Below are 12,071 nucleotides of genomic sequence, written 5' to 3'. Positions count from 1 at the left end.
AGGCGATGGGCAAGGAAACCGGCTTTCTCGAGCTCGACCGCAAGGATCGCAGCTACGCCGACCCGAAGGAACGGGTGAAGCATTACAAGGAGTTCGTGATTCCGCCGAGCGTGGATCACCTGCGCAACCAGGCCAGCCGCTGCATGAACTGCGGCATTCCGTACTGTCACACCGGCTGCCCGGTGAACAACCTGATCCCGGACTGGAACCACCTGGTTTACGAGGACGACTGGCGCAATGCGCTGGAAAACCTCCATTCGACCAACAACTTTCCCGAATTCACCGGCCGCATCTGTCCCGCCCCGTGCGAGGCGAGCTGCACGCTCAACATTATCGACCAGCCGGTGACCATCAAGAGCATCGAGTGCGCCATCGTCGACCGCGGCTGGAAGGAAGGCTGGATCAAGCCCGACGTCCCCGAAGAAAAGACCGGCAAGCGCGTCGCGGTGGTCGGCAGTGGCCCGGCGGGCCTCGCCTGCGCTCAGCAACTCGCCCGCGCCGGGCATTCGGTGACGGTGTTCGAGAAGCACGACCGGATCGGCGGCCTGCTGCGCTACGGCATTCCCGACTTCAAGATGGAAAAGCATCTGATCAACCGACGCGCCGTGCAGATGGAGGCCGAAGGCGTCCACTTCCGCACCAGCACCGAAGTCGGGGTCGACGTCTCGCTCAAGTCGCTCAAGGAAAACTTCGACGCGCTGGTCCTGGCCGGCGGGGCGGAGGAAGCCCGTCCGCTCGACATTCCCGGCGCCGAACTGCCCGGCGTGCGGCTGGCGATGGAATTTCTGACCCAGCAGAACAAGCGCAATGCCGGCGACGACGAAGTCCGCGCCGCGCCCCGCGGTTCGCTGACTGCGACCGGCAAGGACGTAATCGTTATCGGCGGCGGCGATACCGGCAGCGACTGCGTCGGTACCTCGAACCGCCAGGGCGCGAAGTCGGTCACCCAGATCGAGATCATGCCCAAGCCGCCCGAGATGGAAGACAAGATGCTGACCTGGCCCGACTGGCCGATGAAGCTGCGCACCTCCTCGAGCCACGAAGAGGGCGTGGAGCGCGACTGGGCCGTCCTGACCAAGGAAGTGATCGGGGAAAACGGCAAGGTCACCGGCCTCAAGTGCGTCCGCGCCGACTGGTCGAAGGGCAAACTGGAGGAGGTCCCAAACAGTGAATTCGTCCTTCCGGCCGACCTGATCCTGCTGGCGATGGGCTTCGTCGGCCCGAAGAAGGTCGGCATGATCGACCAGTCGAACGTCAAGCTGACCGACCGCGGCAATGTCGAGGCCAACACCGACGATTACCGCACCAGCGAGGACATGGTCTTCGCCTGCGGCGACATGCGGCGTGGGCAGAGCCTGGTGGTCTGGGCGATTCGCGAAGGCCGCCAGTGCGCGCGCTCGGTCGATGAGGCGCTGATGGGGGCGACGCAGCTTCCGCGCTAAGGCCAAGACGAAGCCCGGCGGAGGCGGGCTAACGGACCTTCAGCCAGCGGAAGCGGTCCGCGATGAAGGCATGCCCATCCCGCATAACCGGCTCGCCATGCGCCATCACGACCCGCTCGATCGGCCATTGCAGAATGCGCTCCACGGCTGTTCTCGCCGCAGCCCCCTTGCCCAAGGCCAGCCGGAACTTGCGTGGCACCTCGGCTTGGGGCGCGGTCATCAGGTCCAGCCGCGCGGCAAACGCGCGCCATCCCTTGAACCAGGTGCGCTCGAAGTGCTGGATCAGGTCGGCGAACACGGCGGTCCCCGACGCGCGATGGAAGAAGACCGTTTCGATGTCGATCTGACCGCGGCGGACGACCACCTGGTTGATGTCCGCCGCCCAGCCTGCCACCGCCGCGTCCTCCAGTGTCCCGTCCCAGGCGATTTCGGGACGCTTCCGCATGAGGCGGGCTGGCCCGAAGAGCAGCGCTTCGGGGTAAGCGCTTGCCCAATCGCCAAAGAACAGGTGATGCACCGCGTTGGGTGCAACGATGAACTCGACCTGGCCGAGCGCATCGACCTGCGCCTTCAAATTCTGGCTCAAGGCAATCGGCGACCAGACAAACAGTCCGCCTTCCGAAAGGCGAATCACCGCTGCTCGCGTACCGTAATTGAACCCGGCGATAGAAACGACTGGGCCCTCTGCGATCCAGATGTCCTTGGCGAAGGGCTCAAGCATCTCGAGGCCTTCCGGTAAAGCGCGACGCAGGTCAACTGGCGCCGCTAGGAGACCAGCTCGCGCAGCGCCTCGAAGCCATCGCCGTCGATGGCCTTGCCGACTTCGCCTTCCATCACCGCCAGCGCCTGGGGGATGGGCATCGCGGCGCGATAGGGCCGCTCGGCGGTCAGCGCGTCGTAGAAATCGCACAGCGTGATGATCCGCGTCTCGCGGCTGATGACCTGCTCGCCCAGACCGAGCGGATAGCCTTTGCCGTCGAGCCTTTCGTGGTGCGCGGCGGCGATCGGGGCCATGTCGGCCAGCGCGCCGATCCTCCCGAGAATCGCCTGCGTGTGGCTCGCGTGACTGCGCATGACGACCCATTCGTCTGCATCGAGCTTGCCCGGCTTTTCGAGGATGGCGCTCGATACGCCGAGCTTGCCGACATCGTGCAGCGTGGCCGCGCGTTTCAGACGGCGTAACCGCGTCGGCAGCACGCCGAGACGATGGCCGAGTTGCTCGGAATAGTCGGCCACGCGCGCCGAATGCCCGGCGGTGTAGGGGCTCTTGGCATCGACGACCTTGCCGAAGGCCGCGGTGATCGCATCGAGATAGTCGTCGTCGACCTCGTCCTCGACGTCCGGCGCCATGGCCATGACCTGCGTTTCGAGCGCAGGAGACTCGAGCCGTGCCCAGAAGCGCGGGCGGGCGGCGATCCTGGCAAAGGCCGAACAAAGCTCGGGGTCGAGCCAGCTTCCCGAACGCAGCGCCACCTCGGTGCAGGCGGACATCGGACCGGCTGCGCGGTGGAACACGTCGGCAATCTGCGCGATCAGCGCAAAGCGAGAGGCGAGAGGAATGGCGCCGCCGGCGAGACGTCCGGGCCGGCCCGAGCCGTCCCAGTGCTCGTCGAGGTGGTAGATCCCTTGCGCAACGCCTTCGCCGAAACGCAGTTCGCGCGCGATATGGGCACCGCGCGTGCAGCGGGTCTCGATCATTTCTTGGGCGATGGCATCGCCGTTCTTGAGGATATGCGCGATCGCATTGACCCGCGCCTTCAGCGGAGCTCCGCGCGCGGTATGCGCGAAAACGAATTTCAGGGTCGCCCCGAGACCGGGGGCGACCGCCTTCCAATTGGCCTTGAAGGAGAGGTCGTCGGCCCGATAGAGCTCGTGGATCCGCGCCGCATTGCTACTGCAGCCGAGGTCCTTGAGCAGCGTGGCATAATAGACCGCCGCCCGATCCTGTTCCGGCAGCCCGATCTCGCGGGCCAGCTCGCTGGCGATGTAGCAGGCGCGGATCGAATGGCCTTGCGGCTGTCCTTCGGTCAGATCGAGCGCATAGGTGAAGGCTGCGACGATCTCCGACCGGCAGACCGTGGCGATACGCCGTTCGAGGACCAATTCGTGTCGCATGCACGGGGGATAGGAAAAAACCCTTGCCGCCAGGCGCAGACACGCGGTTAACTTGGCGTTTAGTCGGTCCTGTCGCGCTCGATGCTTCAGGATTTCGTGGCTATTACGGCCGATCGCCGACGGGAGAGAGATTTCGATGGACGTGCGCCCCCTGCACCCGCTGTTTGCCGCCGAATTGGTCGGCGCCGAACTGACGCTGGCACCCGACGACGAACTGGTCAGAACAGTCGAGGATGCGATGGCACGCTACGGTGTCCTGGCGATCCGCGATGCGCGGATTTCCGATGAGCAGCAGAAGGAATTCAGCCGCGCATTCGGGCCGCTGGAATTGCCAAGCCGGGCAAAGGGTGCAGCGCGGCCGGAGGGAACCCGCCAGTACACGCCCGGCATCTTCCACGCCGGCAACCTCGACCACAACGACGAGATCATTCCTTACGGCTCGGATCCCAAGAGCCTCGCGAAGGGCGCCGAGCGATTCCATACCGATTCGAGTTTCCATGCCATGCCGACCAAATGGTCGCTGCTTCACGGTGTCGAAACGCCGCCGCCGAGCGCGGGGGGCGATACCTGGTTCGTCGACGCGCGCGCCGCCTACGACGATCTACCGGATGCGATGAAGGGGCGGATCGAGGGTCTCGTAGGGCTGCACGATTTCTGGGAGGGCCGCAAGCTGGCCGGCTTCAAGGCCGAGATCACGCCTGAAATGCGGTTGATCATCCCCTTCCCGACGGTCACGCACCCGCTGGTCCGGACCATGCCCTATGGACGCAAAGCGCTGTACATTGGCGGGCACTGCTTCGGGATCGAGGGCATGGAACCGACCGAAGGACTCGCGCTGATCGAAGACCTCTACGCTCACGCCACGCAGGAGAAATATTTCTACCGGCATCAGTGGAAGCAGTGGGACCTGGTGATCTGGGACAACCGCTGCACGATGCACGCGGCGACGCCGCTGCATTCGGACGCCTATCGCCGCGACATGCGCCGCACGACGATTAACGAGAGCGGTCCCGAAACCAGCGCCTACGAATGGATGGGCCTCGCCGACGCCGCCTGAGCTAAGGCGCCTGCCGTAGCAGCCTCACCACTCGATCCTGCCGCGACCGCTGGCCTCGAGAAAGGTGTTGGCCTGGCTGAAGGGCTTCGAACCGAAGAAACCTGCGTGCGCCGAGAGCGGGCTCGGGTGCGCGCTGGTCAGCACGAGGTGCCGCCCACCGCTCGCCAGCTCCGGCAGCTTCTGGGCCTTCTTGCGGGCATGGTTGCCCCACAGGATGAAGACGCTCGGAACGTCGCGAGCCGCGACTGCTGCTACGGCGGCATCGGTGATCGCGTCCCAGCCGCGCCCGGCATGGCTGCCCGCCTGGCCGGCCTCGACGGTCAGCGAGTTGTTGAGCAACAGAACGCCTTGCCGCGCCCAGCGTTCGAGGTTGCCGTGCGGACGCGGCTCGATACCGAGATCGCTGCGCAATTCCTTGTAGATGTTGACCAACGAGGGCGGAATACGCACCCCTTCGGGCACCGAGAAGGACAGACCGTGGGCCTGGCCCGGTCCATGGTAGGGATCCTGCCCGAGGATTACGACCTTGACCTCGTCGAGCGGGGTGAGATCGAGCGCCCGCAGCCGCATCCCGCGCGGCGGGTAGATCGTCTTGCCTGCAGCCTCCTGCGAACGAAGCCAGCCGCCCAGCCGCCGGCTCTCGGGAAGGGCAAGCACCGGGTCGAGCGCCTGGCGCCAGCTCTCGGGTACCGTATCGGTCATGCCGCTTCATAGCCTTGCCCGCGCGGCGTCACCACGCGGTGCTTTCCCTCTTTCCCCAATCCGCCTAAGGCTCTCGCCCATGGCCGTACATTTCCACGAAGAAGACCTGCCCGAAGGCGTGCTCGCCGCCGGGCCCGTAGCCGTCGATACCGAGACCATGGGGCTTGTGACGCCCCGCGACCGCCTCTGCCTCCTGCAGATCAGCGATGGACAAGGGGACGAACACCTCGTCCGCTTCGCCAATGGCAGCGCCTACGATGCGCCCATCCTCAAGGCCGTTCTGGCCGATCCGGCCCGGCTCAAGCTGTACCACTTCGCGCGATTCGATCTCGCGGCGATCGAGTATTACCTCGGCGTGGTCGCGGCCCCGGTGTTCTGTACCAAGATCGCCAGCAAGCTGGTGCGGACCTATACCGACCGTCACGGCCTCAAAAACCTGATCGAGGAACTGCTCGGCGAGAGCATTTCCAAGCAGCAGCAGTCGAGCGACTGGGGCGCCCCGCAGCTCAGCGAAGCGCAGTGCGACTATGCGGCTTCGGACGTTCGCTTCCTCCACCGCCTGCGCGAGGTGCTGGTGCCGCGGCTCGAGCGCGAAGGGCGCATGGAACTGGCCCAGGCCTGCTTCGATTTTCTGCCCGCCCGCGCACGTCTCGACATCGCCGGTTGGGCCGACCGCGACATCTTCAGCCACGACTAGGCGCCAACCGCCACCGAACGAGCCATGACAGCCGAAGCCGACCTGAAGAGAGATCGCCGCCGCGCCTTTGCGGCGCCCGGCGGATCGCTCGACCGCATCGTGCGCTGGCTCGCGGTAGGACTACCGGCAGCCGTGGGAGTCATAACCGCGCTGATGGTCATCACCCCGCTCAGTCCGCGGGGCGAGGTCAGCTTCCTGCTCGACCGCAACAAGGTAGCCCTCGCCAACGACCGTTTGCGTGTCGACAATGCGGTCTACCGGGGCGAGGATTCCGATGGACGGCCGTTCTCGCTCGCCGCCGGCGAAGCCGTGCAGAAGGGCGCGAGCGAGCCCGTTGTCCGGATGCGCGACCTGACCGCACGAATCCTGCTGCCGCAAGGCCCCGCCGTTCTCGCCGCCGATTCGGGCCGCTACGATTTCGAGGCGGAAACCGTGGCCATCGACAGCGCGGTCAGTTTCAAGGCGTGGGACGGCTACACCATGACCGCGCGCGGCGTTTCGATCGACCTCAGGAACAAGACCCTCGTGGGAACCGGCGGAGTCGAGGGGACCGTGCCCGCAGGCACGTTCTCCGCCAACGCCATGCGCGCCGATCTCGCCGCGCGGACGGTGGCGCTGATTGGCAACGCACGGCTTCGGATGGTCCCCAATCGCCTGAGGCTGCCGAAATGACGGCTTCACGCGCCCGGCAACAGTCCTTAGGAGCGTCCCCCATGGACCGCAGCCCGATTTCCCGCCTCGCCTTGCGCGGCCTTGCCGGCGGCCTGATCGCGGGCGTTTTCGCGGCGCTGGCATTCGGCAACATCGCCGATGCGCAGGCGATCGCGGGTTTCGATTCCGACCAGCCGGTCAACTACGCCGCCGATCGCATCGAACTGCAGGACCGGCAAAACCGCGTGGTCCTGTCGGGCGATGTGGTCATCGACCAGGGCGACCTTCGGCTCACCGCCGCACGCATGACCGTGGCCTATACCAATGCCAACGGCCTGCGGATCCAGCGGATCGACGCGACCGGCGGAGTGACCGTGGCCCGCGGTAGCGAGCGCGCCAGCGGGGCGGCCGGAGTCTACGATTTCAATCGCCGCGTGATCGTCCTCTCGGGGGGCGTGTCGCTTCGCCGCGGCGCGGATACGCTCAACGGCGGGCGCTTGACGATCGACCTGGCCTCGGGGCTGTCCAGCGTCGACGGCCGCGGCGCAAGCGCCCCCGGGACGACCGGCGCCAACGGCCGGGTCAGCGGATCCTTCACGGTACCTAAGAAGGACTGAACGAAACCTAAGCGCGCCACGCGTCAGTCACGCAGGAAGATCTTCTCGATCGCCAGGCCGAAAAGGTCGGCTATGCGAAAGGCGAGCGGTAGCGAGGGGTCGTAGCGGCCGGTTTCTATCGCGTTGACGCTCTGCCGCGAGACCTCGAGATGCGAGGCCAGGTCCTGCTGGCTCCAGTCGCGCTCGGCACGCAGGACCTTGAGGCGGTTCCTCATTCCTCGCCCCCCGTGCGGTCGCGCAAGGCCAGCCAGAGCTGGCCCATTCCCATGCCGAAGGCCCAGATCGGGACCGCCCACCAGCCCGGGACGTGGACGACGAGGCCGAAGGTTTCGAGAAAGCCCCAGAACGAGCCGACGGCGAGGACCAGGCCGAGGCCCGCAAGCGAGGCGACCATCGCCCGGTAGCGGAGGTATTCGTCGGGCTCTTCCACGAGATAGCGGCCCACCACGTAGATCATCCAGAGAATCGGCAGGACCGGCATGAGCGCGACGAGGAAGGCCGTCGCACCTTCAAGCTCCATGCGCCGGTCGAGAGTCATCGCCAGGCCGAGGCCGAGAACGTAGAGCAGCGCGCTCGCGACTATTCCCTTGGTGTAACGGGCGATCGCGGTGCCAGCGCGGCCCGGACCTCGCCTGCCGACGCTGCGCGCGAACGGGATGAGCAAGGCGCATACGCCGGCGAACAGGATGAAGCCCGTCGAGCCATTGATTGCCTCGGTTAACCGGAGCGCGGCGATCACGCCCGCCCCGGCGAGGAACAGGCCGATCCAAAGGCCCGGACGCACGCCTGTCGCCCGCTCGTTCACGATGCGCTCCGCGGGTGGCAGACCCGGTCGCGCAGTGACGCAATTGCGAGGATCGGCAAGACCAGGAGCAGGGTCAGCGCCGCGTCGCGATCCATGAAGCCGAACCTGGCACCAGCCGCGACAAGCAGCATGGCCCCGGCCCAGCCGAGACCGTTCTTCAGGTTGCTCACGATGCGCACTCCAGTCTGCAGACCTGGCGCCGAGCGAAGACGAAACCGCTGACCAGCACGGAAATGAACCCGGCGTAGGCCAGCTCGTCGCCGATGACACCGAAGCGGTTGAGGGCGGCCAGCGCGAGAATGGCGCCGGCGACCACGAGGGTGGGAAGGTCAAGTTTCATTGGTCAAGCTCCCTTGAATTGATGTAAAGGAACCTAGACAGTGATCGAACCGCTCTCAAGCGTCATTGACAAAGAGTTTAGCGACCTTGTCAGAACGAGGGAGGGTGCTGGGGCTAGTGACTTCTTTACGCCGCGATCTTATGTTGCAGCGCATGACGCCGCGCGCGAGCACTACCCCGACTACCACCGCCCGGCGCGCCCGGGGGCGGTCTCTCGCGGCCTGACTCGCGAGCGCCTGCGCCCCGGGCCGAAACGGTTCGGGCGGCCGGCGTCACTTCCCGAACTGTTCAACGAGACCGACGCCGCACTTCCGGTGCGCATCGCCTTGTGCCATTGGCGAGCCGCCGACGAGATTAGAGCGAGTTGAGATGACGGAGCTTTTGAAGATCAGCCTGCCCGACGGTTCGGTCCGCGAGATGCCTGCCGGCTCCACCCCGGCGGACGTCGCGGCACAGATCGGGCCGGGTCTCGCCAAGGCGGCGCTGGCGGCCAAAGTCGACGGCGAAGTGCGCGACATCAATCGCCCGTTCGAGGGCGATGCCGAGCTCGCGCTGATTACCTCGCGCGACGAAGCCGAAGCACTCGAACTGGTACGACACGATTATGCCCACGTCCTGGCCGAAGCGGTCCAGGCGCTGTGGCCCGGCACGCAGATCACCTTCGGCCCCGCGACCGAGGACGGCTTCTATTACGATGTGAAGGCCCCGGACGCCCGCGATCCCTTCTCGCTCGACGACCTGCCGGCGATCGAGGAGAAGATGCGCGAGATCATCCGCGCCGACAAACCGCTGCGCCGCGAAGTCTGGAGCCGGCAGCAGTTGATCGACAGGTGGCAGGCGGAAGGCGAAACCTTCAAGGCCGAATGGGCGCAGGAGCTGCCCGAGGGCGAAGAACTGACGGTCTACTGGTCGGGGGATCCGAACGAAGACGGCTCATGGCTCGACATGTGCCGCGGCCCCCATCTCGCCAGCACCGGCAAGCTCGATCCGCAGGCGTTCAAGCTGATGCGCGTCGCCGGAGCCTACTGGCGCGGCGACCAGAACAACGCCCAGCTCACGCGCATCTACGGCACCGGCTGGCTCAACAAGAAGCAGCTCGACGCCCACCTCCACCGGCTCGAGGAAGCGGCCAAGCGCGACCACCGCAAGCTGGGCCGCGAGATGGATCTGTTCCACTTGCAGGAAGAGGCGCACGGCAGCGTCTTCTGGCACCCCAAGGGCTATCTCATCTGGCGCGAGCTCGAAGCCTACATGCGCCGCAAGATCGACGCCGGCGGCTACCGCGAGGTCAAGACACCGCAGGTGATGGATGCGCGCCAGTGGGAGCAGTCGGGCCACTGGGGCAAGTACCGCGAGAACATGTTTGTCATCCCCGACGAGGTGCCCAACACCGAGGACGAGGGACCGATCATCAGCGGCGAGGCCGACTGGATGGCGCTCAAGCCGATGAACTGCCCGGCGCACGTCCTGATCTTCCGCCAGGGCATCAAGAGCTACCGCGACCTGCCGCTGCGCATCTACGAGAACGGCTGCTGCCATCGCAACGAGCCGCACGGCGCGCTGCATGGACTGATGCGCGTGCGCCAGTTCACGCAGGATGACGCGCACATCTTCTGCCGCGAAGACCAGATCGTCGACGAAGTGCGCAAGTTCTGCGAGCTGGCCGACGGAATCTACAAGGACTTCGGCTTCAGCTACGCGGTCAAGCTCGCGCTGCGGCCCGAGCAGCGCTACGGCTCCGACGAAGACTGGGACAAGGCCGAGGCCGAACTGCGCCAGGCGGTGGTCGACGCCGGCATGGCGACCGAGGAATACGGCTGGGAGGAGCTGCCCGGCGAAGGCGCGTTCTACGCCCCCAAGCTCGAATGGCATTTGACCGACGCGATCGGCCGTACCTGGCAGGTCGGCACGATCCAGTCCGACCGCGTGCTGCCCGAGCGGCTCGATGCCAGCTACGTTGGCGAGGACGGCGAGAAGCATCGCCCGGTCATGCTGCACCGCGCGATCTTCGGCTCCTACGAGCGCTTCATCGGCATCCTGATCGAGCATAACGCCGGCCGCCTGCCGGTCTGGCTTGCCCCTGTGCAGGCGGTGGTGGCAACGATCGTGTCCGATGCCGATGACTATGCCGAGCAGGTCGCCGAACAGCTCAAGGTCGCCGGAATCCGCGTCGAAAGCGACCTCAGGAACGAAAAGATCAACTACAAGGTCCGCGAGCACAGTCTGGCCAAGGTCCCGCACCTGCTGGTGGTCGGCAAGCGCGAAGCGGAGGAAGGCACCGTGGCTGTGCGCACGCTGGGCGAGCAGCATCAGAAGACGATGAGTCTCGACGAGGCGATCGCCATGTTGACCGAGGCCGCGACCCCGCCCGATCTGCGCTGACAATCTCGCGGGCGTTTGCGCGGCACCCCGTCCGCGCCGACGGCGAACTCGTCTCAGTAAGGCAGGACCTGGCCGGCGGCGATGAGGGCCAGGGCGCAGCCGGCGACGATGGCCACGCGCACCGCATCCGCGGAGCGGAGCGCGAGAGCGCGGGACAAGGCAACGGCTTTGGCCATGCCAAGACTGTGCTCTGCAATCCCTAACGAAAGGTTAGGACGCGAGCGCCCGCAAGCCGGCTAGCTCCCGCGAATTTCGCGGAGGCGGCGTTCCCACGCCAAGGCGTGATTGACGATCTCGTCGAGGTCGGCGTGCCGCGGCTGCCACGGGAGGGTCGCCTTGATGCGCGAAGGATCGGAAATGAGCGAATCCGGATCGCCCGGCCGGCGCCGCTCCATGCGGCGCTCGATGCTCTGGTTGGTTACCCGATCGACGGCGTCGAGCACCTCGAGCACCGAGAACCCGCGGCCGTAGCCGCAGTTCATCGTCAGCGAGGTTTCGCGATTGGCCACCAGGTGCTCGAGCGCGAGAACGTGCGCGTCGGCGAGGTCGGAAACGTGAATATAATCGCGCACCCCGGTGCCGTCGGGCGTGTCGTAGTCGGTGCCGAACACCGCGACATGGTCGCGCTTGCCCAGCGCCGCCTCGACCGCGACCTTGATCAGGTGCGTCGCCCCGGCAGTCGATTGCCCGGTGCGCGCCTGCGGGTCCGCCCCGGCGACGTTGAAATAACGCAGGGCGCAGTAGTTGATCGCATGCGCCGCGGCAGTGTCCGCCAGCATCTGTTCGGTCATCAGCTTGGACCAGCCGTAAGGATTGATCGGCGCCTTGGCGCTGTCCTCGCGGACCGGGCTGTCCTGCGGAATGCCGTAGGTCGCGGCGGTGCTCGAGAAGATGAAGTGCTCGAGGCCGTGTTCGACGGCCGCGGCTATCAGCGCGCGGCTCTTGGCGGTGTTGTTCTCGTAGTAGGTGAGCGGTTTCTCGACCGATTCGGGCACGATGATCGAGCCGGCAAAGTGCATGATCGCCCGCGACCCCTGCTCCTCGAATATCCTTGCCAGAAGCTCTGCGTCGGCGATGTCGCCCTCGTAGAAGGGAACGCCTTCGGGAATCGCAAAGCGGAAGCCGGTGGTGAGGTTGTCGATCACCGCGACCGGCCAGCCGCGATCGGCCAGGGCGAGGACGGCGTGGCTGCCGATATAGCCGGCGCCGCCGGTGACGAGGACGGGAGGTTTTTCGCTCATGGGATGCTCGTTCGTTCCTCGCT

At 66.1% G+C, this 12,071-nt stretch carries 15 protein-coding genes; 6 read left to right on the top strand and 9 right to left on the bottom strand.

Features of this window, described 5'->3' with window-relative positions; all coding sequences use genetic code 11:
• The first annotated feature begins 5 nt into the window (after nt 1–5).
• Complete coding sequence (locus Q7I88_RS04230) at nt 6–1,442, top strand: glutamate synthase subunit beta (protein WP_305097791.1); 1,437 nt, start codon at nt 6–8, stop codon at nt 1,440–1,442.
• Nucleotides 1,443–1,470: 28 nt separating this feature from the next.
• Here the strand turns inward: Q7I88_RS04230 and Q7I88_RS04225 are convergent, their stop codons facing one another.
• Both Q7I88_RS04225 and Q7I88_RS04220 read right to left on the bottom strand, forming a co-directional pair.
• The gene (locus Q7I88_RS04225) at nt 1,471–2,163 is read right to left on the bottom strand and encodes a DUF4336 domain-containing protein (protein WP_439648358.1); all 693 of its coding nucleotides are present in this window, start codon (nt 2,161–2,163) and stop codon (nt 1,471–1,473) included.
• A 44-nt stretch (nt 2,164–2,207) separates the two neighbouring features.
• A complete protein-coding gene (locus tag Q7I88_RS04220) occupies nt 2,208–3,557 on the bottom strand; it encodes an HD-GYP domain-containing protein (RefSeq protein WP_305097789.1) in 1,350 nt (449 codons plus the stop codon).
• Nucleotides 3,558–3,693: 136 nt separating this feature from the next.
• Here Q7I88_RS04220 and Q7I88_RS04215 point away from each other — a divergent pair, with 136 nt between their 5' ends.
• Nucleotides 3,694–4,614: a TauD/TfdA dioxygenase family protein gene (locus Q7I88_RS04215; RefSeq protein WP_305097788.1), complete on the top strand. Its 921-nt coding sequence runs from the start codon at nt 3,694–3,696 to the stop codon at nt 4,612–4,614.
• A 24-nt stretch (nt 4,615–4,638) separates the two neighbouring features.
• On the opposite strand, the gene Q7I88_RS04210 is transcribed toward Q7I88_RS04215, so the two are convergent.
• On the bottom strand, nt 4,639–5,316 hold the full coding sequence (locus Q7I88_RS04210; protein WP_305097787.1) for a uracil-DNA glycosylase: 678 nt from the start codon (nt 5,314–5,316) through the stop codon (nt 4,639–4,641).
• A 79-nt stretch (nt 5,317–5,395) separates the two neighbouring features.
• Here Q7I88_RS04210 and Q7I88_RS04205 point away from each other — a divergent pair, with 79 nt between their 5' ends.
• The 3 genes from Q7I88_RS04205 to Q7I88_RS04195 are packed head-to-tail and all read left to right on the top strand — an operon-like array spanning nt 5,396 to nt 7,281.
• Nucleotides 5,396–6,013: a ribonuclease D gene (locus tag Q7I88_RS04205; RefSeq protein WP_305097786.1), complete on the top strand. Its 618-nt coding sequence runs from the start codon at nt 5,396–5,398 to the stop codon at nt 6,011–6,013.
• A 24-nt stretch (nt 6,014–6,037) separates the two neighbouring features.
• On the top strand, nt 6,038–6,685 hold the full coding sequence (locus tag Q7I88_RS04200; protein ID WP_305097785.1) for an LPS export ABC transporter periplasmic protein LptC: 648 nt from the start codon (nt 6,038–6,040) through the stop codon (nt 6,683–6,685).
• Nucleotides 6,686–6,726: 41 nt separating this feature from the next.
• A complete protein-coding gene (locus tag Q7I88_RS04195) occupies nt 6,727–7,281 on the top strand; it encodes an LptA/OstA family protein (RefSeq protein WP_305097784.1) in 555 nt (184 codons plus the stop codon).
• A 23-nt stretch (nt 7,282–7,304) separates the two neighbouring features.
• On the opposite strand, the gene Q7I88_RS04190 is transcribed toward Q7I88_RS04195, so the two are convergent.
• The 4 genes from Q7I88_RS04190 to Q7I88_RS04175 are packed head-to-tail and all read right to left on the bottom strand — an operon-like array spanning nt 7,305 to nt 8,426.
• A complete protein-coding gene (locus Q7I88_RS04190; RefSeq protein WP_305097783.1) occupies nt 7,305–7,496 on the bottom strand; it encodes a helix-turn-helix transcriptional regulator in 192 nt (63 codons plus the stop codon).
• Nucleotides 7,493–8,065 (bottom strand): hypothetical protein, encoded by a 573-nt coding sequence (locus tag Q7I88_RS04185; protein ID WP_305097782.1) that lies wholly within the window; start codon nt 8,063–8,065, stop codon nt 7,493–7,495. Before Q7I88_RS04185 ends, Q7I88_RS04190 begins: the two co-directional genes overlap by 4 nt.
• 17 nt (nt 8,066–8,082) lie before the next feature.
• Nucleotides 8,083–8,256 (bottom strand): hypothetical protein, encoded by a 174-nt coding sequence (locus tag Q7I88_RS04180; protein ID WP_305097781.1) that lies wholly within the window; start codon nt 8,254–8,256, stop codon nt 8,083–8,085.
• Entirely contained in the window at nt 8,253–8,426 is a 174-nt protein-coding gene (locus Q7I88_RS04175; RefSeq protein WP_305097780.1) for a hypothetical protein, read from the bottom strand. Before Q7I88_RS04175 ends, Q7I88_RS04180 begins: the two co-directional genes overlap by 4 nt.
• A 368-nt stretch (nt 8,427–8,794) precedes the next feature.
• Here Q7I88_RS04175 and thrS point away from each other — a divergent pair, with 368 nt between their 5' ends.
• Nucleotides 8,795–10,807 (top strand): threonine--tRNA ligase, encoded by a 2,013-nt coding sequence (thrS, locus tag Q7I88_RS04170; RefSeq protein WP_305097779.1) that lies wholly within the window; start codon nt 8,795–8,797, stop codon nt 10,805–10,807.
• A 53-nt stretch (nt 10,808–10,860) separates the two neighbouring features.
• Here thrS and Q7I88_RS04165 read toward each other — a convergent pair whose 3' ends face one another.
• The gene (locus Q7I88_RS04165; protein ID WP_305097778.1) at nt 10,861–10,983 is read right to left on the bottom strand and encodes a hypothetical protein; all 123 of its coding nucleotides are present in this window, start codon (nt 10,981–10,983) and stop codon (nt 10,861–10,863) included.
• Between the two features lie 60 nt (nt 10,984–11,043).
• A complete protein-coding gene (galE, locus tag Q7I88_RS04160; protein WP_305097777.1) occupies nt 11,044–12,048 on the bottom strand; it encodes a UDP-glucose 4-epimerase GalE in 1,005 nt (334 codons plus the stop codon).
• Nucleotides 12,049–12,071: the final 23 nt, after the last annotated feature.

The sequence above is a fragment of the Croceibacterium aestuarii genome (assembly GCF_030657335.1).
GTDB classification, from domain to species: Bacteria; Pseudomonadota; Alphaproteobacteria; order Sphingomonadales; family Sphingomonadaceae; genus Croceibacterium_B; species Croceibacterium_B aestuarii.
Note: the sequence above shows the minus strand (reverse complement) of the source record. Positions and strands in the feature narration are given on the sequence as shown.

Excerpts from the sequence above, each read along its gene's own strand:
- Q7I88_RS04230 (WP_305097791.1), top strand. The coding sequence starts at position 6 with ATGGGCAAGGAAACCGGCTTTCTCGAGCTCGACCGCAAGGATCGCAGC.
- Q7I88_RS04225 (WP_439648358.1), bottom strand. The coding sequence starts at position 2,163 with ATGCTTGAGCCCTTCGCCAAGGACATCTGGATCGCAGAGGGCCCAGTC.
- Q7I88_RS04220 (WP_305097789.1), bottom strand. The coding sequence starts at position 3,557 with ATGCGACACGAATTGGTCCTCGAACGGCGTATCGCCACGGTCTGCCGG.
- Q7I88_RS04215 (WP_305097788.1), top strand. The coding sequence starts at position 3,694 with ATGGACGTGCGCCCCCTGCACCCGCTGTTTGCCGCCGAATTGGTCGGC.
- Q7I88_RS04210 (WP_305097787.1), bottom strand. The coding sequence starts at position 5,316 with ATGACCGATACGGTACCCGAGAGCTGGCGCCAGGCGCTCGACCCGGTG.
- Q7I88_RS04205 (WP_305097786.1), top strand. The coding sequence starts at position 5,396 with ATGGCCGTACATTTCCACGAAGAAGACCTGCCCGAAGGCGTGCTCGCC.
- Q7I88_RS04200 (WP_305097785.1), top strand. The coding sequence starts at position 6,038 with ATGACAGCCGAAGCCGACCTGAAGAGAGATCGCCGCCGCGCCTTTGCG.
- Q7I88_RS04195 (WP_305097784.1), top strand. The coding sequence starts at position 6,727 with ATGGACCGCAGCCCGATTTCCCGCCTCGCCTTGCGCGGCCTTGCCGGC.
- Q7I88_RS04190 (WP_305097783.1), bottom strand. The coding sequence starts at position 7,496 with ATGAGGAACCGCCTCAAGGTCCTGCGTGCCGAGCGCGACTGGAGCCAG.
- Q7I88_RS04175 (WP_305097780.1), bottom strand. The coding sequence starts at position 8,426 with ATGAAACTTGACCTTCCCACCCTCGTGGTCGCCGGCGCCATTCTCGCG.
- thrS (WP_305097779.1), top strand. The coding sequence starts at position 8,795 with ATGACGGAGCTTTTGAAGATCAGCCTGCCCGACGGTTCGGTCCGCGAG.
- Q7I88_RS04165 (WP_305097778.1), bottom strand. The coding sequence starts at position 10,983 with ATGGCCAAAGCCGTTGCCTTGTCCCGCGCTCTCGCGCTCCGCTCCGCG.
- galE (WP_305097777.1), bottom strand. The coding sequence starts at position 12,048 with ATGAGCGAAAAACCTCCCGTCCTCGTCACCGGCGGCGCCGGCTATATC.